The sequence below is a fragment of the Planctomyces sp. SH-PL14 genome (assembly GCF_001610835.1).
Classification (GTDB): Bacteria; Planctomycetota; Planctomycetia; order Planctomycetales; family Planctomycetaceae; genus Planctomyces_A.
Map to the genome: position 1 here is coordinate 4,448,579 of NZ_CP011270.1, position 18,763 is coordinate 4,467,341.

Below are 18,763 nucleotides of genomic sequence, written 5' to 3' on the forward strand. Positions count from 1 at the left end.
CGAACCACCTCCACCCACCAGAGCTAGATCCCCACCTTCGGAATCGACTCGTTCAGACCCGGCAGCTTCACGAGCTGGACGCCGGTGACGTCCGGGTGCTTCGAGACTTCTTCGAGAGCGGCCGCGCTCGGCTCGTTGTCGAGGTTCAGGATCGCCACGGCGTTGCCGCCCGGCTGGTTCTTCTCGCGGCCGAGGGCCATCGAGGAGATATTCACTTTGTGCTTGCCCAGGACCGTGCCGATCGAGCCGATGAGGCCCGGGACGTCCTTGTGCCGGTAGATCAGCAGGAGGCCGTCGAGGTAGGCGTCCATCGGGAAGCTGTTCAGCCGGACGAGCCGGAGGAACTCGTTGCCGAAGGTCGTGCCAGCCGCGCACTGCTCGCCCTTGTCGGTGACGACGGTGGCCGAGACGAGGGTGCTGAACGGACCGGACTCGGAGATGCTCGACGTCGTGACGTTGAGGCCTTTGTCGCGGGCGATCAGCTCGGCGTTGACGATGTTGACCTCATCGACCGCCTGCCCCATGAGGCCGGTGACGAACGCGCTCGTGATCATCTTCGTCGGGCGGCTGGCGGCGTCCCCCTTGTACTGGAGGTTCACACCCTGGACGTTGCTGCCGCGGGTGAGCTGCGCGAGGAGCGTCCCGAGGCGGTAGCCGAGATCGAGGTACGGCCGGAGTCCTTCCATCTCCTGGGCGGAGATGGAGACCATGTTGACCGCACAGCGGACTTCGTTCTTCGTCAGGAAGGCGGCGACCAGTTCGGCCGCTTCGATCGCGACCTGCTCCTGGGCTTCGTCGGTCGAGGCTCCAAGGTGCGGGGTCGCGAGGACCTGCGGGAGCTTGGGGAGGCGGTTTTCCGGCTCCGGCGGTTCCTTCACGAAGACGTCGAGGGCGGCGCCGGCGACGTGGCCGCTCTCGATGGCGTCCGCGAGGGCCGCTTCATCGACGATCCCGCCGCGGGCGCAGTTGACGATCCGGACCCCCTTCTTCATCTTCGCCAGCCGCGGGGCGTTGATGAGCCCCTTCGTCTCTTCCGTGAACGGCGTGTGGACGGTGAGGTAGTCGCACTTGGTGATGAGCTCATCGATGTCGCGATAGAGCTCGATGCCGTTTTCGGCCGCCTTCTCATGGGAGAGGAACGGGTCGTAGCCGAGGACCTTCATCTCGAGGGCGTTGGCCCGGCGGGCCACGGACAGCCCGATGCGGCCGAGGCCGACGACGGCGATCGTCTTGCCGGCGAGCTGCACGCCGGTGAAGCTCTTGCGATCCCACTTTCCTTCCTTCATCGAGGCATGCGCCGGCCCGATGAAGCGGGAGAGGGCCATCAGCATGGCGATGGTGTGTTCGGCGGTGCTGGTGGTGTTTCCCGCCGGGGTGTTCATGACGATGATCCCCTGCCGGGTGGCGGCGGGGAGATCGATGTTGTCGACGCCGACGCCGGCCCGGACGATGAGCTTGAGGCGGGTCTGGCCTTCGAGGAGGGCGGGGGTGAGTTTGGTGGCGCTGCGGACGATGATCGCGTCGGACGACTTGAGGGCTTCCTTGACCTGATCGGGCGTCGGCTTGTTGAGGCTGACGACCTCGATCCCCGGCGTTTCGGACAGCAGCTTGATGCCCGCCTTGGAGAGGTCGTCGGTGATGAGAACGCGATACATAGGTCAATCCAGTGCCGCGAGGCGGCGTGAGAATGGAGCTCCCATGCTCCGCATGATGAGCCGATCGGCCGGAAGTGCTTTATTGAAAGCGACTTCGGGAAACGTGCCTTCGTCGGGTCTTGCGAGGCGAAACGAGTAGGATAAACCTTAGGTGGCGATCATCAAGCCAGGGCCAGCGTCCCGCTGGAGCGGGGTGGCCGTGGAGGGATGGGATTGAGGTGGCGGGAGTCGTGTCGGCGGGTGCGTGTTCGAACATCGTCCCCGGCCGACGGGTCTCCGATGTTCAGACCCAGTGTCGCTGGCCCGCTGGGGTCAATGGGCCAAAGAAACAACACAGGCCCCCTTGCCGCCGGAGGCACTTCCATGAGGAACCGTGGTAAGTAACGGACGTCCGCTTTGTGGAACCGGCGTTGATGACTCCACGCTCGCCCTGGAGTCCCCGCGGGTTGGTGAGGGGGCATCCCACACGTCGTCCGCGTTTCGACACACAAGGTTTCCGATGGTGTTCGACGAGACGGCCTCCGGCGGGCAAAGGGGATTCTCCCCTCTGCACTCCCTGACCAGGGTGCCCCTGGACCCGACCAGGACCAAATGATCTTGAGCTGCGCCGCTCTACCTTCCGCCTTCAGCCTGAACCCCTTCCGCCTCCCCCACCGGCCCCCTTGCATCCCCCACCAGGGGTACCCCCTGGCCCCCGGTTGGCCCATAACAAACCATTCGCTACGCACGGCAGATGTAGCACTTCAGATATGCATTCTCCGGGCAATGCAGAGCCAGCGGATGATCGGCCGCCGGACCACGCGCTTCCAGCACCTGAATCCGCCGATTCGTATCGAGTGCCACCCCGGCCAGCATCTCCTCAAACATCGTCCGGTCCACCAGCCCCGAACAACTGCACGTCACCAGAATTCCCCCCGGCCGCAGCACCGACAAACCCAGCTTGTTGAGACTTTGATACCCCCGCATCGCCCGCTCCAGCGCCCCCCTGGTCCGGGTCATCTTCGGGGGATCCAGGATCACCAGGTCAAACTGCTCCCCCGCATCACGCAGCACTTCCAGCTGCTTGTACACGTCCTCGTGAACAAACCGCATCCGGTCCGCCAGCCCGTTCAACTCCGCATTCCGCCGAGCCAGCTCCAGGGCCGCAGCCGACGTATCGACCGCCACGACCTCCTTCGCCCCCCCATGCTTCAGCGCCGCGAGCCCAAACCCGCCGGAATAACAGAAGGTGTCCAGCACCCGCCCACCACGAACATACCCTGCCGCCGCCCGGCGGTTATCCCGCTGGTCGTAATAGAACCCCGTCTTCTGCCCCTCCACGACATCGACCGCAAACTGCAGTTCGTTCTCGGTAATCACGATCGGCCGCGGCGGCTGCTCGCCGGTCGCCAGACCGTCCCGGATCTCCAGCCCCTCGGCCTCCGCCATCCCCTTCTCAGTCCGCCGCCAGATCCCTCGCGGCTTCAATTCTTCGTTGAGAATCCGCAGCAGCATCTCCTCGCGCTGGGCCAGCGCCAGACTCGTCCACTGCACGAGCAACCAGTCGCCATAACGGTCGACCGTCATCCCCGAGAGTCCGTCCGCCTCACTGAAGATCACCCGGCAGGCCCGCTCCGGATCCCCCCCGGCAAAGACCTCCCGCCGCATCGCCACGGCGGCCTGGATCTGCCGCCGCCAGAACGCCTCATCAAGCGGCTGCCCCTCGTCCCAGGAGTACAGCCGCACACAGATCCGGCTCGTCGGATTCCACAGCCCCCAGGCAATGAACTTCCGTTCGTGCGAGACAACGCGGACCATCTGTCCGGGCGTCGCTTCCCCCTCGCCATGCGCAATCGCCCCCTCGAAAACCCACGGATGACGGCTGAAGAACGGAAGCGCCTTGCGGGGCTTGAGAACGATGGTGGGAGCGGCGGAGGACATCGGAACCAGTCGGACGGCGGGCGGCGGCGGGAAAACAGATCAGTGTAGCAGAGCCACCGTGGCGATCGGCCTCCGTGATCGAAAGGAATCCGTTACGCGATCGGACAACGTGAATTCGTTCTTCGCCGGCCGGCACGGCCGCGTGTCGGCGGAACGGATTCGATATTCTCCCTCGATGGACACGCCCCCCGTTTCGTCGATCGTCCCCGGCACCCCGCCCGCTTCCGAGCCGCTGCGGGACTCCTTTCAGCAACTCTGCGACGTCATTGCCCGGCTCCGCTCTCCGACCGGGTGCCCCTGGGACCGGGTTCAGACGCTCGCCACGATCAAGCCCTTCACGCTCGAAGAGACCTACGAACTCCTCGAAGCGATTGACTCGAACGACAACGACGCCATTTGCGAAGAGCTCGGCGACGTCCTGCTCCAGGTGGTCCTCGACGCTCAAATCGCGGCGGACGAGGGGCGGTTCACGATCATCGACGTCATCGCCCGGCTGACCCGGAAGATGGTCGAGCGGCATCCGCACGTCTTCGGCGATGCCCAGGCCAATACGCCCGAAGAGGTGAAACAGAACTGGGAGCGGATCAAGGCCCAGGAGAAGGAGAAGCGGCATCGGACGTCGATCCTCGACGGCATCCCGATCGACCTGCCAGCCCTTGCCCGGGCGGCCCGGCTGAGCAAGAAGGCGGCCCGCGTCGGATACGACTTCCCGCATCGGAACATGCTCTTCGACAAGCTCAACGAAGAGGTCCGGGAGCTGACCGATGAGCTGTTCCCCGGGCAGCCGGTGGAGATCATTCCGGCTGGTGTCGAGGGGGATCCCGTCCCCGACGAGCCGATCGACGATCCCGAGCGGTTCAAGCGGGTCGAGGCGGAGATCGGCGACGTCCTGTTCGTCATCGCGAACCTCGCCCGCCGGTGGAACGTGAACCCGGAGGAGGCGCTCCGGAATTCGAACGCGAAGTTCGTCCGCCGGTTCCGGGCGATCGAAGCGGCAGTCCAGGCGGCCGGCAAGACGCTGGACGAGGTCTCTCTCCTGGAGATGGAGGAGTACTACCAGGCGGCGAAGAAACGGGAGTAACGCCGTACGATTGGACCATGCACGAGCGAAGGAATGATTCGTTGCTCGAAGACCGCGACCGGGTGTCTATTACCGAAGCTCAATTTGCTAGCCCGCCGGAGGCACTTTCCTCGGGGAGCGTTGGCAGGTCTCGGCGTCAAATGTGAACTTGTGTTCACCATTTTGGTTTTGATATCAAAAAAACCGACTACCCTTTCGAGTAGCCGGTTCTCACGGTTTTGGCCGTGGCGTTAGACGTGTGAAGTATATGCTCGACTCGCTCTGCGATACAATTTCGAAGTGCAGAAATCTGTGTTTTTCAAATACCCAGGCGGTTGAATTTGATCGTGGGGGGTAGAATGAAAACTTTCGATCGGGTATTTGAAAATAGTTGCCTAATAAGAGACATTGAGCATAAACAGTTTGATGTAGAGCAGGAGGAGAAGCAGGGGACCCACGAAAATTTTCCGTTCGGAGGCCTTCCCCTCCTCCGGCCGACCGCCTAAGCTTGACGCAACCGGCAGGTGTCCAGACGGCTCTGGTCGTGGCGTTAGACACCATTAGGGCGCTTCGGCGCCGGGGTTCGACTCCCCCGCCTGCCGTTTCCTTATCCCGCTTCATCGAACCGAGATGGCCAAGAAAGCCGTACAGGTCGCTCGGCAGGTGGCGAATCGCTGGACACCCCGGCTTGGGGTGAGTTTCACTCCGGTTTCAGATTTCTTCCTGAACAACTACCACCGCCTTGAGATGAGTCACACCGAGGCGATGGTGGTCATTCATTTGGTGTCGTTCAAGTGGGACGACAATGCCCCGTTTCCGGCATTGAAGACGATCGGTCGACGAATGGGGATCACGTCCACGTCCGTCCGTTCCCACGTTCGACGACTCGAAGAGAAAGGGCTCCTTGCTCGGGAGATGCAAGTCGGGACAACCAATCGCTTTCACCTTCAACCGCTGTTCGCCCGTCTAGAGCAACTGCTGGCGCTCGACGAACAGCGTGAGGCCGAGCGACTGGCAGAGGAACGGGAGCGAATGATTCGACTCGGGTATCCTCCCCCGCCCGTTTAAGTGCCGTCGCGATCAACAAGTGTGAGATCCGGGTCATTCCGCAGGGCCGGCGCCGCGGAGTGCGAGTCACAGCGGGATTCTCCGTTTCCACATGTCGCAGGAGTCGAACGGTACAGTGTGGGGGCGATTGGAATCAGCTTCCGCTCCAGTCACAAGTCGCTGAAAAGTGTACGGGTCGTTTGGCTGAGGAATCTCAGCTTTCTTCTTCTGTGGGGCTCGCGGGCGGCGCGATGCCTTTCACGGGATTCGGGGATCTCACCGCTGGGCCGTCACCGTGACCAGAACGTCCGGTCCAGCGTCCGGTAGTTGATCGCCTCGCTCAGGTGATGACTCTGGATCCGGTCGCTTCCGTCCAGGTCGGCAATCGTCCGGCTCACCCGCAGAATCTTGTCGTGGGCTCGGGCCGAGAGACCGGTTTCCTCCATCGCCGCCTTGAGCAGCGACTCCGCTTCCGACTCCAGCTTGCAGTGCTTCCGGATCTGCTGCGGCGACATGTTCCCGTTCAGCGTCGTCGCCTGCCCCGCAAACCGCTTCCGCTGAATCCCCCGCGCCCGCAGCACGCTTTCGCGGATCGTCGTGCTGTCCGTCCCGGGACGGTCGTCGGACAGCTCGCGGAACGGAACCGGCGGCACCTCGACATGAATGTCGATCCGGTCCAGCAGCGGACCGCTGATCTTCGAGATGTACCGCTCGATCTGCGGCGGCGAACAGTTGCACTGCCGCTTGGGGTCCCCCCGGAACCCGCAGGGACAGGGATTCATCGCGGCGACGAGCATCAGGTTCGCCGGAAACGTCACGCTCCCGGTCGCCCGTGAGATCGTCACCCGGTTGTCCTCCAGCGGCTGCCGCAGGACTTCCAGCGTCCGACGGTTGAACTCCGGAAGCTCATCGAGAAACAGGACGCCGTTGTGCGCGAGGCTGATCTCCCCGGGCTGCGGCGTGCTGCCACCTCCGACGAGCCCCGCCTCGCTGATCGTATGGTGCGGCGGACGGAACGGCCGTGTCAGCATCAGCGGCTGCCCCGCCGGCAACTTGCCGACCACGCTGTAGACCCGGGTCGTTTCGAGACTCTCCTCCGGCGACAGATCGGGCATGATCGTCCCCAGCCGCTGGGCCAGGAGAGTCTTCCCGGTCCCCGGCGAACCGATCATCAGCAGGTGATGCCGTCCCGCCGCGGCGACCGCCACCGCCCGCTTGGCTGCCTCCTGCCCTTTCACGTCGGCATAGTCGACCGGATAGGCCCCGAACTGCTGCACCGCCTCCGCCCAGCTGAACGGGACGGGATCAATGTCGAGCTGGCCGGCGAAGAAACCGACCGCCTCGGTCAGCGACGCCACCGGAATGACGTCGAGGTCCTCGACCACGGCTGCTTCGCGGGCATTCTCGACCGGCAGTACGAGTCCCTTTCGCCCCTCGGCCTTGGCCTGGAGCGCCATCGACAGCACCCCCTTGATCGGCCGGACCGCGCCGTCGAGCGCCAGTTCTCCGACGACCGCGTACTTCTCGAACCGGTCGGTCTCCAGCTGCGAGCTCGAAGCCAGCGTGCCGAGGGCAATCGGCAGGTCGAACGAGGACGCTTCCTTCGGGAAATCGGCGGGTGAGAGGTTGATCACGACTCGGTCGACCGGTCGGTGATAGCCGCTGTTCACCATCGCCCGCTCAATCCGGGGCGTGCTCTCCTTCACCGCCGCCTCGGCCAGCCCCACGAGGATTGTCTTGGGGACCGCCGCCGGAGAGATGTCCACCTCGACTTCGACCGGCCGGGCGTCGATTCCAAACAGGGCGTAGGTGCAGAGTTTGGACAGCATTGAAGGGCGCGGCCGGAGAAGAGGTTCGAGACGGAGAGCAAGCCCGCCGGGCCCACACTCGCAGCGACTCAGGTCCGGTATTGAACCTTTGAACAGCAGTGCCGTCTAGGGAGCGTTCTACTGAAGAGAGGCCCGGCGTCGCGGTGCACCACAGTCGGTACTAGCCTCGGACCGTTCCCGTTCCAGCTGCAAGTCCCGGAGGAAGCGGTGGAGCAGGCCACCGGCGGAGAGATCGCCGGTCTCTTCCCCGTGGGCCCAGAGGTCCACGAGCGGGATCGCGTGCTCGGCGGCGATTCCGCGGGTTGCCTCCACATAGACCAAGCGGTCGATCTCGTCTTCGGCGGAGGTCGCGGCGCGGAACGTCGGCGTCATGAGGATCACCTCGCAGCCGCGGCGATGGCAGTAGCGGGTGAGCTGAATCAGCCGCCGCTCGAACCGCGGCAGCCCCTTGAGGGCCCGGACCTCCTCGCGGGTCGTCGTGCCGACGACCAGGATGTCCGGCCGGAAGCGGGCCACGCGGCGGTCGAAGTCCTGGAGGAGTTCCGTCAGCCGCAGCCCCGGCGAAGAGGTATCGACGAAGGCGTCGGTCTGCCGCCGCAGATTCTCCCGGATCGCCACCCCCGCCAGCCCGGAGAGCGGAACGGACGGGCCGTCATCAGGGGCGCCGCACGCCGGTTCGCCGGTGAAGACCCAGGCCAGGGGCGTCGCCCGGTCGGCGATCGCGGTCTCGAACGACCGCCGCTTCCGTTTCCACGTCGGGACGGGTGCGGATCCGGCCCCAGAAACCGTCGCCGTCTCCTCGGGGCCTGGCTCCGAAACTGCTGATCTTGCCTGAAGTTGCGCCAGAAGAAACAGCCGGCGACGTCGGTCCGCTTGCTCCGCAGAGAATCCGGTCATGTGACAGCCCTGGAAGGACGGCGTCGACGAGTCCGAGGATTGTATCGTGAAAACCCGTGGAAAGGGAAAAGAACAGGAATTCACGACGTATGCAGTGGTTAAGGACGGTTCCTTCCGGTCCCACCTCTGGGTAGAGTGTGAAGGCTCGGACGGACGGAGGCCCGGTTTTCCGCGTTGTTTTTCACGGCCCTCCGCGTCCGGACGTAGCGTTCGTCGCCTTTCATTCATCTTCGTCGTTCTTCCTGACCATGCACACGTTGTCCTTGTCGCTTCTGGCTCAGCAGGCGGTTCAGGCTCCGCAGACGCCGACCGGCCTCGTCCTCGGCTTCCTGCTGGCGATCGTCGCGCTGTTCATCGGGGTCAACTACTTCACCCGGACCGGCTCGATCGCCCGGGCGACCCTCAAGGAAGCGATCCGCCAGCCGGTGTTCATCCTCCTGGCGGTCGTCGGCGTCGTGGTCGGGGTGGTGAACTACTACCTCCCGTTCTTCTCGCTCGGCGAAGACACCAAGATGTTCGTCGACTGCGGGCTGGCGACGACTCTCATCTGCTCGCTGATCCTCGCCGTCTGGACTGCCTCCCTCAGCGTGGCGGAAGAAATCGAAGGTAAGACCGCAATCACCCTGCTCTCGAAGCCGGTCACGCGGCGGGAGTTCATCCTCGGGAAGTACTTCGGGATCCTGCAGGCCTCGTTCTGGATGATCGTGATCGTCGGGACGGTGCTCGTCTGTCTGACCTACTTCAAGTTCGGCTTCGACCAGAAGGAGTCGGGCAAGGAACTCCTCGACTACGTCGAGTGGCGCGGGAACATTCCCTCGCTGCAGAAGGACCGCTACGAGGCGGCCGTGACGCTGCTCCCGGGCCTCGTCCTGATCTTCTTCGAGTCGGCTGTCATGGCGGCGGTGAGCGTGGCGATTTCGACCCGCATGCCGATGATCGTGAACATGACCGCGTGCTTTTCGATCTTCATCGTCGGGCACCTGATGCCGGTGCTCGTCCGGTCCGCCCTGCAGGACATTCCGTTCGTCCCGTTCGTGGCCCAGTTCTTTGCCACCGTCCTGCCGGCGCTGGAGAACTTCAACATGTCCGCGGCCGTCTCGACGGGTAAAATTATCCCGTCTGCCTATCTCCTCTCGACAGGCGCGTACGCGGTGGCGTACTCGGCAGCGATCGTGCTGCTGGCCTTCATCCTGTTCGAGGACCGGGATCTGGCGTAGCAGGCCGACTGAGTTGAAGGTCGAGTGCCCCGTGGCGAATGGACCAGGAACGGCTGTCCGTTCGGCCCTCCCCCCGGGGTGCCAGGCCCTCGACCAACAAGTAAGGGAGTGAGATCCCGGTTACGGATTGCCAGTCGTAGAGGATGGTCCGCCCCGCTCGCGACGTTCAGGAATCCGACATGTCCGCCCCGACCGGTTTCGATCGTCTCCTCCCCCGCCGCATCTGGACGCAGAGCATCGGGCTCCGCATCCTGCTCTGGAGCTCTCTGGCGGCGATCTCGATCGTTGTCGTGCTCTGTATCTTCGCTCTGCTGGTGGACTTGCTGGTTCACCATGGACACTTGGTGATCGCTCCGGACGACGCTCCCCGGGCCGTCGCTTTCTTCGGTTTCGACGAAGGGACCACGCTCCCCACCGGTAACACCGGACTGATGCCGACCGCATGGGCCTTGCGGAACATCAATCCCGTGGGGCAGCTGCTGGCCTGGGGGATGCGGAACGAATTCCTCCGCACGAACCGCGGCTCGCTCTTCTGGCTGATCTTCGCGTGGGCCTCGTTCGCCGCTCTCTGGACGATCTGCCGCTCCCGAATTCGGACTCTCTCATCGCGGCTCGCCGCCGAGGTCGCCTCCCGAGTCCGAAGCGACCTGCACCGGCAGTCGCTCCGCGTCGGCCTGAGCGGGCTCGACAACACCCCCAACGAGACGGTCGTCTCGCTGTTTCTCCGGGAGACCGGCCAGATCTGGGACGGGGTCTTCGCCTTCGCCCGGACGTGGTGGCGGGAGATCCTGACCTCGGTGCTGGTCCTGCTGCTGCTGCTCCGGCTCGACTGGCGGCTGACGCTGCAGGCGGTCGTTCCGCTGGCGGCCGCGGTGTGGCTCTACTGGTATGAGCGCCGGGCCGGAGCCGATCAGCGTCGGCTGGCGATCGACCGGGCCTCGGGCGCGGTTCGGGCTCTCTCGGAAGGGCTCGGAAAGCCGCGGCTGGTCCGGGGATACTCGATGGAGCACTTCGAGCACGAGCAGTTCCAGACGTATCTCGACCGCCTGACGCGCGATGTCTTGCTGGGGCAGAACCTGGAAGGCTCCACGATCTGGACCGCCCGGGCGGGGATCGCGCTCCTCTCGGCCATCGTCCTGTTCCTGATCGGGGCCCGTGTCCTGTCGGAGACGAATCCGATCTCGCTTGCCGTGGCGGCGACGTTCCTCGTCGGCTTCGGCCTTCTGATCCGAAGCGTCAACGCCCTCAAGCATCAGGTCGACGCGCGGTTGAAGCTCGACATCGCCAGCAATGCGGTGCAGCGTTATCTCCTGACGATTCCCGAAGTGAGTCAGGCGGTCGGGGCCAAGTTCATCGAGCCGGTCTCCAAATCGATCATCTTCGAGAACGTCACGTACGCGGTCGGCAGCAGCAAGCCGCTCCTGGAGCGGTTCGACCTGCGGATTCCGGCGCGGAGCTCCGTGGCTGTCGTCTCGTTTGACCGCCGCGTCTCCCGCGCGATCGCCTACATGCTCCCGCGGTTCATCGAGCCGCAGGCGGGCCGCGTGCTCTTTGACAGCGAGGATGTCGCCTGGGGGACTCTGGAGTCGATCCGGGCGGAGATGCTCTACGTCGGCGGGGACGATCCGCTGTTCACCGGCACCGTGCTGCAGAACATCACTTGTGGTGATGCCAAGTACACGACGATGGCCGCGACCGATGCCGCCAAGATGGTTCACGCCCACCAGTTCATCCAGAAGCTGCCGCAAGGTTATGAGACGCTGCTGGGGGAACATGGGGACCGGCTTGATGCCGGCCAGTCGTTCCGGATCGGACTGGCGCGGGCCGCGCTGCGGAACCCGGCCTGTCTGGTTGTCGAAGAGCCGGAGATCACCTTCGATTCTGTCACGAAGGATGCGATCGACGATGCCTACTCCCGTCTGATGAACAATCGGACGGTGATCTTCCTTCCGACGCGGCTGTCGACGGTCCGTCGTGTGGATCAGGTGGTGCTGGTGAATGAGGGGCGGGTCGAGGCGATTGGTCCGTATGCGGATCTGGTGACGAAGTCGGACCTGTTCCGGCATTGGGAGTACACGACGTACAACGTGTACAAGAAGGGCTGAGCGAGTTGGTGTCTTGAACCGGGTCCAGGGGCACCCCTGGTGGGGAGTGCAGAGGGGCAACGCCTCTTTGCCCGCCGGAGGCCCTCTCGTCGAGAGATGTCTGAAGGAGCGAGTGTCCAAGTGCGGACAACGTGCCGTATGCCCCCTCACCAATCCGCGGGGATGGCAAAGCGAGCGGTGAGTCCTCAACGCCGGGGCCACAAAGCGAACATCCGTTGTGTACCACGGTTCCTCATAGAAGTGCCTCCGGCGGCAAGGGGGCGGGGCCCCCTTGACCCCAGGCTGCCGGAGCACGTTGGGTTTGACGTGACACAGCCGTGCCGGCGAGGGGACGGAATTGGCCTGCCCCCCTTACTAGGAAGACGGTAGCCTCCCGCAACGTCGTCTTCGCGAAGGATCGCCATGCACGCCCAGGAGTGGATTGCCCGGTTCGGACGCCGGCAACGGATCATCGGAGCAGCACAGCTCCGGCGCGTGCTCGGCCGGCAATCCAAGGAGTGCACTTGGTGCGGCGCGGCGGTCCCGCCCCGCCGGAGCCGATGGTGCGGCCAGCCCTGCGTCGACGCCTTCCTGTCACTCCAGCCCGCGGCGATCTTCCAGGCCGTTTCAAAACGTGACCGAGGGGTCTGCTCACTCTGCGGCTGCGACACCGAGCGGATCCGCCGGATCGTCAACGCCCTCCGCCGTCGCCGGGAGTTCGGCGGCGCCCGCATCTATCTCATCGCACTCAAGAAGGAGGGATTCCGGACGGGACTCTTCTCCGTCCGGCGGCTGTGGGAGGCGGACCACATCGTCCCGGTCTGCGAAGGGGGCGGCCTGTGCCGGGCCGATGGATATCGGACACTGTGTCAGCCATGCCACAAGCGGGTCACCGCCGACCTGGCCCGCCGGCGGCGAAAAGCGGCATGAGAGAAGCGGACGGGATCCGGCAGAAGAAGAAAGGAACAGCTTACTGCCGTCGCCTCTCGTGTGGACCAGAACCGTTCGGGCCCCCCGAACCTTTCGGACTCTCGGATGCTCTTGCTCTCATTCCGGCCCTTCGCCATAAGCCTCCAGCCCTGTTCAAACTTGGGCAATTTCCACCGTCCATTTGGAGTTTCTGGAGAATCTGGCCTGTCACGGTCGAAAGCATTCGATATACTTAATCCATCACACCCGAGTCTGACGTGTGATGGCCTGCGGGTTCAGGCGTGCTGTCTGGCTCGTTGTTTCTGTCTGGATTGCGGTGTTTCTGCCGCGAAGTGCCTTGGTTGAGTCTCCGGCTCATTTGTGTGTGGCCGGTGTCGATCGAGAGCATTGACGGTGTGGTGAAATCCGTCGAGCGTCCGTCGTTGCGATGGTTTCGCCGATGTTTCCGGAGAGTGGCGAACTCTCCATCCGCCGGGTGAATGTCGTTCATTCCGGCTGCTGAGTCGGGTTCTGCCCGCCGGCGGCTGAAGAGCGTGGTCACCGCGGTCATCCCTTTGACCCAGGGCACACGTGGGTTGTGGGGATTCGGTTCTGGACCGATCCGATTGATCCTGTGGACCAGTCGGAAGGACGTGATTTCAGGGATGTTTTCACGGCGACTGGCCGGCTGTTTTTTGCGAACGGCACGATGGTCGCATCGGGAACGTCCTTGTCTCGTCCCTCTCGGTTCAGCAGGGGTGCTGCGCACCCGAGTGGTCCTGCACGGGGTCGTCCTGTCCTTCTGACTGTGTTGCTGGTCTGGGACAGGTCAGCCGGCCCCTCCAGAGCGCGGAAAAGAGTCCGCGTGTGAAAACGGTGCCGATCGGCACCCGGAGAGTTTGATCAGATGACAAGCATTTTCATTGGCAATCTGCCCTTCGAAGCGTCGGAACGGGAAGTCCGCACCGCCTTCGAACGCTACGGGCGGGTGTCGTCGGTCCGCATGGTGACCGATCGCGGAACCGGCCGTTCCAAGGGCTGTGCGTTCGTCTCGATGTCCCGTCTGGACGACGCCGACGAGGCGATCCGGCGGCTGAATGGCTCGACGATCGGCGGACGCCGCGTCACCGTGAACGAAGCCCGCTCGTCTTCGCCCCCGCCGCCGCATGTGGCGAGCGGCCGGTCCGAGTCGGCCCGACCCATCGCGCCGATCAAGGATCCGATTCCCTGGGATCGCTTCTAAACGAGGCGGCCCCCAGAACGGACGGGCCAGAGCGGACGTGCCGGAACGGACGTCACAAAAAGCAAAAGTACGAGAATCCAAGGCCAGCCCGCAACCCGCGGATGCTGGCCTTTTGTCTGTCGGGACCTCTCCTGTCTCGAACCCCACTGTAGGGAAGCCCTGCCCTCGGCGTTCCCGTCTCTGAAGCCCGTTGACGCTGGCCGATCGGCAGGCGTAGGATGGATTTGCGACCGTGCCACCTCGCGGCACCGGCACCCTTGGCACAACCCGCACAGGTTGCCTCCGCGGATTGATTCGAGTGTCTCTCACGCGGATGGCCCGCCCGGTCGATGACCGAGAGGAGATAGAGTCAGCGGTCCGTGTCGGTCTCGTGGAGCGTCCGCCTGCCAGGATGAGGTGGCCGCGACACCGGTTCCTCCCACACCCGCGTCAGGGGCGGTGAGCATGAATCTGTTCGGTAAGATCTGCGCCTTCTTCCTCGTGCCGGTCAGCGCCGCCTGTGCGCTGTATTTGGCGGGCCGGCTGTTCGACGTCCGGTCGAAGTACCAGGCCAAGTACGACACCCTGGTCCAGACCCGCGACAAGAATCAGGCCCAGCTCAAGACGCTGGAGCCGGAAGTCGCCGCGCTGGATCGGCAGATCTCCCTGGTGCAGAACTCCTGGGGACAGGAGTGGACCGCTCCCAACTCCAGCGTTCAGGGGGGAGCCGAGCCGATCATCGATCTCGGCGTCGGAATGAGCGCCGGGCTGGCAACCCAGCCGATGGGGGCCAACAAGCCGCTTCCGACGGTCTTCGTGTTCGCCACGACTCCCGACGGACAGTCCCGCTATCTCGGCGACTTCGACGTCGTCGACCCGCGGGCCGACCGGACGGGGGTCAAGCTCACGCATCCGCCGCTCGCCGGCGAGTCCGAGACGTGGCAGGCGGGTCTGTTCCGGGTCCGCGACCTGATTCCGATCGCCCACCGCAGCAACTTCTACGAGCTCCGGTCGCAGCAGATCCAGATGGACCAGAAGCTCCAGACGGAGCAGGATCTGGTCCGCCTGAAGGACATCGAGATCGCCGGCTCGAAGAAGCAGCTCGATAGCCGCATGGCGGAGCTCAACGGCAATCCGAACGCTCTGCCGGAAGCGAGCGAAGACGTGAAGGAAGGGCTCGTCAAGAGCCTCGCCAAGGAAGAAGGAGTCCGCGATGTCGAGCAGGCCCAGGTCGAAAAGCTCCGCCGCGAGCTGAGCGACAAGTTCGCCGAGCTCCAGACCCTCCTGGCAAAGAACGCCCAGATCGTCGAGCAGATGGAGAAGGAGCGGGGAGTCGCGGGGGACCGGCAGACGGTCGATGCCAAGCCGCTCACCACCAGCCTTCCCCTGCCGGTTTCGCGGTAAGTCCTTCCGCCTGAGAACTCGGCCTGTCGCTCCGATCGCGTCTTCGAAGGGCGCCCTGGAGTCTGGGCAGCCGAGGCGGGCGGCCGGAAGGAATCTCCCAGCGTGTCTGAGCCGTCCCGTTTCGAAGCCGAAATCCGCGCGGGACAGCGGTTCGAGTTCGGCCGGAACTGGGCCAGCTTCCTCGAGCATCTGAACGAAGACCGGATCCAGCGGGCAGTCGGCTCGCTGAGGTCGATGCTCCAGGTCGATCGTCTGGACGGCCGGCGATTCCTGGACATCGGATGCGGCAGCGGTCTCTTCTCGCTCGCCGCGCGGCGCCTCGGAGCCCGGGTCGTCTCCTTTGATTTCGATCCGCAGAGCGTGGCCTGTGCTGAGGAGCTCCGCCGTCGCGAGTTCTCCGATGACCCGGAATGGATCATCCACCGGGGTTCCGCGCTCGATGAAGCGTTCCTCACCTCGCTCGGAGAGTTTGACATCGTCTACTCCTGGGGAGTCCTGCACCACACCGGCCGGATGTGGACCGGCGTGGACCTGGCGTGCCGCCGCGTGGCGGGCCAGGGGACGCTCTTCATCGCCCTCTACAACGACCAGGGCTGGCTCTCGCGGTTCTGGCTGCGGGTCAAGCAGGCGTACTGCGCCCATCCGGTCCTCCGGGGACTGGTTCTGGCGACTTTCGTCCCTTACTTCGCGCTGCGGACGACGCTGAAATCCCTCCTTCGCGGCCGGAACGAGTTTGCGGCGTACTTTGAGGAGCGGGGGATGTCGATCACGCACGACTGGGTCGACTGGCTGGGGGGGCTCCCTTTCGAAGTCGCCGGCTTCGATGAAACGGTGCGGTTCTGCGAGTCCCGCGGCTTCGCGCTCGTCAACTCCCGATCGACGAAGCGGCTCGGCTGCAACGAGTTCGTGTTCCGGCGGGGCCCGGCCGCCGGCTGACGGGCAACCGCCGTATCCCCGGTTTCGCTCCGGGTGTTACACTCCCCTTCGCAAGGAGGAGTGGATGTCGGCCGGTGCGGAGTCGTCGTTTTCCGTGGGATATCGTGTGACCCTGGACCTGTTCCAGGGCCCTCTCGACCTGCTCCTGTACCTCGTGCGGCGGAACGAGCTCGATATCCGCCATCTTCCGATCGCGCCGATCACATCGCAATTCGAAGACTTCCTCTCGATCCTGAAGGCGATCGACCTCGATCTCGTCGGCGATTTTCTGCTGATGGCCAGCACGCTGATGGAGATCAAGAGCCGGGACGTGCTGCCCAACCCGGACGAGACCCCTGACGTCGTCGACGCGGAAGGGCCGCTCGACAACGGGGATCCCAAGGCGGACCTGATCCGCAAGCTGCTCGAGTACAAGCGGTTCAAGGACGCGGCCAATGCCCTTGAGTCGCGGGCACAGGAGTGGCAGGAGCGGTATCCGCGGCTGGCGGACGAGCGGCCCCGTGTGGGCAAGGACCCGGCGGCGGACCGGATCAAGGAGGTCGAGCTGTGGGACCTTGTGAGTGCCCTCGGCCGGATCCTGAAGCGGAAGGATGTCGAGGACGAGCGGACGGTCCAGTACGACGAGACGCCGATCCATGTTTACGTGGCCCAGATCGGCGGGGTCGTGCGGGAGCGGGGGGAGGTCAAGTTCTCGTCGCTCTTTGACGAGGAGACGATTCGGAGCCGGATTGTCGGGATGTTTCTGGCGGTGCTCGAGCTTTTGCGGCACCACGGCTTCCGGGCGCTGCAGGAGGGGGATTATGGCGAGATCACGATCTGGCCGCCTGATCCGAATCTGGAGGGTCACCATGCGGATGTCGTGGCCCGGGAGGAGGAAGTGCCCCCGGCTCCGGTAGCGGAAGTTCCGGAGTCGGATGAAGGTTCCCGACGCAAGAAGCGATTCCGGCGCGATGCTGTGGACGGCGCTTCATAGCCCAACCCAATGTCACAGGCCCGATCCGGGTCCAGGGGGGCACCCTGGTGGGGGATGCAAGGGGGCCGGTGGGGGAGGCGGAAGGGGTTCAGGCTGAAGGCGGAAGGTAGAGCGGCGCAGCTCAAGATCATTTGGTCCTGGTCGGGTCCAGGGGCACCCTGGTCAGGGAGTGCAGAGGGGAGAATCCCCTTTGCCCGCCGGAGGCCGTCTCGTCGAACACCATCGGAAACCTTGTGTGTCCAAACGCGGACGACGTGTGGGATGCCCCCTCACCAACCCGCGGGAACTCCAGGGCGAGCGTGGAGTCCTCAACGCCGGTTCCACAAAACGGACGTCCGTTGTGTCCCACGGTTCCTCATGGAAGGGCCTCCGGCGGCAAGGGGGTGAGACCCCCTTGACCCCAGGCTGCCGTGGCACGTTGGGTTTGAGCTATGGGAGCCGTGCCGGCAAGGACGCGGTTCGGGCCGTCTTTGACTCAGGAGTGTTGCTGGGGCTTGGTCGCCACAACATGAAACGTCGCCCCGCGACGACAGACCGCCGCCAACATCTCCAGCAACGTCGCCGGAGGCATCCCCAACCCAAACGCCAGCGAGTACCACGCGCGCGTCCCGAGCGGAATCCCCTCCGGCGAGGCCGAGCCCCGCAGCAGCCAGGAGTAAAGACCGTTCCGCACCCGCGGGTTGAGCTTGTTCAAAACGCTCTGCACCCACCCATACGGGTTCTGCCGCAGCGAAAAATGATGCCAGCTCCGGACTTGGAACCCGCTGTCGGTCAGCAGCCGCGACATCGCCTGCGTCGAGAAGTGAAACAGATGCCGCGGCGCATCGAGATGAAACCACGCCGCCCCGCTCCAGCGGGCCTGCCAGCTCGAATAGTTCGGGACCGCGATGATCACGTTCCCCCCCGGCTTCAGGATCCGATAGACCTCGGCCAGCGTCTCCCGCGGATTCGACAGGTGCTCAAAGACGTGCCAGATGATGATCTGGTCGAACAGGTTGGCGTCGAACTTCACGTCCGCCAGGGTGTCGCCAAAACGGATCTCCGCCCGAGGATCGGCTCCGCGGGCCGCCTCGGGAGCCCGCTCGGTCCCAAAGACCCGGTACCCTCGATCCGCCAGATCACGGAGCAGGACCCCCCGCCCGCAGCCGACATCAAGGACCGCCGCCCCCCGCGGCAACCGCGACGTAATGAACCGCAACCGCCGCGCGCCGACGAGCCGGACCGCCCCCTCGATCAACCCGCGGAACTTCTCGCCGTTCGAGCCGTAATACTGCGGCGGATAGAAGGTCGCAATCTCCTCCGGGGACGGCATCGGGTCCATCCACGCGAGTCCGCAGTCGGGACACTCGATCAGGCGATTCGCCAACCCCTCGATCCGGAACCGCGGGGCGGCGCGCGTTCCGCCGCACACCGGACAGGTCCGCGTTCCCCCGTCGGTCTCCGAGATCGCAACGGGAGCGCCGGAGGAAATCTCCTCGACACCCCGGTCGTACAGCGCGACAGGAGCGGAAGGAGAGGCGGGCGATGGGGACGATGGCATATCGGAAGCAGAACGCCGTGAGGCGGGCGGGCCGGGAGTGAACGGAGTTGGAAGAAGGACGGGGACGGCG

Annotated in this window: 14 protein-coding genes; 9 read left to right on the top strand and 5 right to left on the bottom strand. The window is 64.6% G+C overall.

Features of this window, described 5'->3' with window-relative positions; translation table 11 throughout:
* Positions 1–23: 23 nt before the first annotated feature.
* Positions 24–1,655: a phosphoglycerate dehydrogenase gene (serA, locus tag VT03_RS17220; protein ID WP_075094126.1), complete on the bottom strand. Its 1,632-nt coding sequence runs from the start codon at positions 1,653–1,655 to the stop codon at positions 24–26.
* 720 nt (positions 1,656–2,375) lie between these two features.
* Entirely contained in the window at positions 2,376–3,575 is a 1,200-nt protein-coding gene (locus VT03_RS17225; protein WP_075094127.1) for a class I SAM-dependent rRNA methyltransferase, read from the bottom strand.
* Between the two features lie 175 nt (positions 3,576–3,750).
* Here VT03_RS17225 and mazG point away from each other — a divergent pair, with 175 nt between their 5' ends.
* Positions 3,751–4,656 carry a nucleoside triphosphate pyrophosphohydrolase gene (gene mazG, locus VT03_RS17230; RefSeq protein WP_075097161.1) on the top strand — a complete coding sequence of 302 codons (906 nt, stop codon included), beginning with the start codon at positions 3,751–3,753 and terminating at the stop codon, positions 4,654–4,656.
* 609 nt (positions 4,657–5,265) lie between these two features.
* Positions 5,266–5,703, top strand: coding sequence for a helix-turn-helix domain-containing protein (locus tag VT03_RS17235; protein WP_075094128.1), 438 nt, complete (start codon positions 5,266–5,268; stop codon positions 5,701–5,703).
* Between the two features lie 269 nt (positions 5,704–5,972).
* On the opposite strand, the gene VT03_RS17240 is transcribed toward VT03_RS17235, so the two are convergent.
* A complete protein-coding gene (locus tag VT03_RS17240) occupies positions 5,973–7,511 on the bottom strand; it encodes a YifB family Mg chelatase-like AAA ATPase (protein ID WP_075094129.1) in 1,539 nt (512 codons plus the stop codon).
* A 117-nt stretch (positions 7,512–7,628) separates the two neighbouring features.
* Entirely contained in the window at positions 7,629–8,408 is a 780-nt protein-coding gene (locus VT03_RS17245; RefSeq protein ID WP_075094130.1) for an SGNH/GDSL hydrolase family protein, read from the bottom strand.
* Positions 8,409–8,656: 248 nt separating this feature from the next.
* On the opposite strand from VT03_RS17245, the gene VT03_RS17250 reads away from it, so the two are divergent.
* From VT03_RS17250 to VT03_RS17280, 7 genes are all read left to right on the top strand, one after another.
* Entirely contained in the window at positions 8,657–9,625 is a 969-nt protein-coding gene (locus tag VT03_RS17250; RefSeq protein WP_082846790.1) for an ABC transporter permease subunit, read from the top strand.
* A 179-nt stretch (positions 9,626–9,804) separates the two neighbouring features.
* Positions 9,805–11,730 carry an ABC transporter transmembrane domain-containing protein gene (locus tag VT03_RS17255; protein WP_197488982.1) on the top strand — a complete coding sequence of 642 codons (1,926 nt, stop codon included), beginning with the start codon at positions 9,805–9,807 and terminating at the stop codon, positions 11,728–11,730.
* Between the two features lie 402 nt (positions 11,731–12,132).
* Positions 12,133–12,639 carry an HNH endonuclease gene (locus tag VT03_RS17260; RefSeq protein ID WP_082846295.1) on the top strand — a complete coding sequence of 169 codons (507 nt, stop codon included), beginning with the start codon at positions 12,133–12,135 and terminating at the stop codon, positions 12,637–12,639.
* A gap of 886 nt (positions 12,640–13,525) precedes the next feature.
* Entirely contained in the window at positions 13,526–13,861 is a 336-nt protein-coding gene (locus VT03_RS17265; protein WP_075094132.1) for an RNA recognition motif domain-containing protein, read from the top strand.
* A 444-nt stretch (positions 13,862–14,305) separates the two neighbouring features.
* Complete coding sequence (locus tag VT03_RS17270) at positions 14,306–15,244, top strand: hypothetical protein (protein ID WP_156514567.1); 939 nt, start codon at positions 14,306–14,308, stop codon at positions 15,242–15,244.
* Between the two features lie 102 nt (positions 15,245–15,346).
* Positions 15,347–16,180 (top strand): class I SAM-dependent methyltransferase, encoded by an 834-nt coding sequence (locus VT03_RS17275; RefSeq protein WP_156514568.1) that lies wholly within the window; start codon positions 15,347–15,349, stop codon positions 16,178–16,180.
* A 64-nt stretch (positions 16,181–16,244) separates the two neighbouring features.
* Positions 16,245–17,153 (top strand): segregation and condensation protein A, encoded by a 909-nt coding sequence (locus VT03_RS17280; RefSeq protein ID WP_075094134.1) that lies wholly within the window; start codon positions 16,245–16,247, stop codon positions 17,151–17,153.
* A 475-nt stretch (positions 17,154–17,628) separates the two neighbouring features.
* On the opposite strand, the gene VT03_RS17285 is transcribed toward VT03_RS17280, so the two are convergent.
* Complete coding sequence (locus VT03_RS17285) at positions 17,629–18,693, bottom strand: methyltransferase domain-containing protein (protein WP_082846296.1); 1,065 nt, start codon at positions 18,691–18,693, stop codon at positions 17,629–17,631.
* Positions 18,694–18,763: the final 70 nt, after the last annotated feature.

What these genes read in the sequence shown, in the direction of transcription:
- VT03_RS17280 (WP_075094134.1), top strand. Translation starts at nt 16,245, where the DNA reads ATGTCGGCCGGTGCGGAGTCGTCGTTTTCCGTGGGATATCGTGTGACC.
- VT03_RS17250 (WP_082846790.1), top strand. Translation starts at nt 8,657, where the DNA reads ATGCACACGTTGTCCTTGTCGCTTCTGGCTCAGCAGGCGGTTCAGGCT.
- serA (WP_075094126.1), bottom strand. Translation starts at nt 1,655, where the DNA reads ATGTATCGCGTTCTCATCACCGACGACCTCTCCAAGGCGGGCATCAAG.
- VT03_RS17270 (WP_156514567.1), top strand. Translation starts at nt 14,306, where the DNA reads ATGAATCTGTTCGGTAAGATCTGCGCCTTCTTCCTCGTGCCGGTCAGC.
- VT03_RS17235 (WP_075094128.1), top strand. Translation starts at nt 5,266, where the DNA reads ATGGCCAAGAAAGCCGTACAGGTCGCTCGGCAGGTGGCGAATCGCTGG.
- VT03_RS17240 (WP_075094129.1), bottom strand. Translation starts at nt 7,511, where the DNA reads ATGCTGTCCAAACTCTGCACCTACGCCCTGTTTGGAATCGACGCCCGG.
- VT03_RS17245 (WP_075094130.1), bottom strand. Translation starts at nt 8,408, where the DNA reads ATGACCGGATTCTCTGCGGAGCAAGCGGACCGACGTCGCCGGCTGTTT.
- VT03_RS17265 (WP_075094132.1), top strand. Translation starts at nt 13,526, where the DNA reads ATGACAAGCATTTTCATTGGCAATCTGCCCTTCGAAGCGTCGGAACGG.
- mazG (WP_075097161.1), top strand. Translation starts at nt 3,751, where the DNA reads ATGGACACGCCCCCCGTTTCGTCGATCGTCCCCGGCACCCCGCCCGCT.
- VT03_RS17255 (WP_197488982.1), top strand. Translation starts at nt 9,805, where the DNA reads ATGTCCGCCCCGACCGGTTTCGATCGTCTCCTCCCCCGCCGCATCTGG.
- VT03_RS17285 (WP_082846296.1), bottom strand. Translation starts at nt 18,693, where the DNA reads ATGCCATCGTCCCCATCGCCCGCCTCTCCTTCCGCTCCTGTCGCGCTG.
- VT03_RS17260 (WP_082846295.1), top strand. Translation starts at nt 12,133, where the DNA reads ATGCACGCCCAGGAGTGGATTGCCCGGTTCGGACGCCGGCAACGGATC.
- VT03_RS17225 (WP_075094127.1), bottom strand. Translation starts at nt 3,575, where the DNA reads ATGTCCTCCGCCGCTCCCACCATCGTTCTCAAGCCCCGCAAGGCGCTT.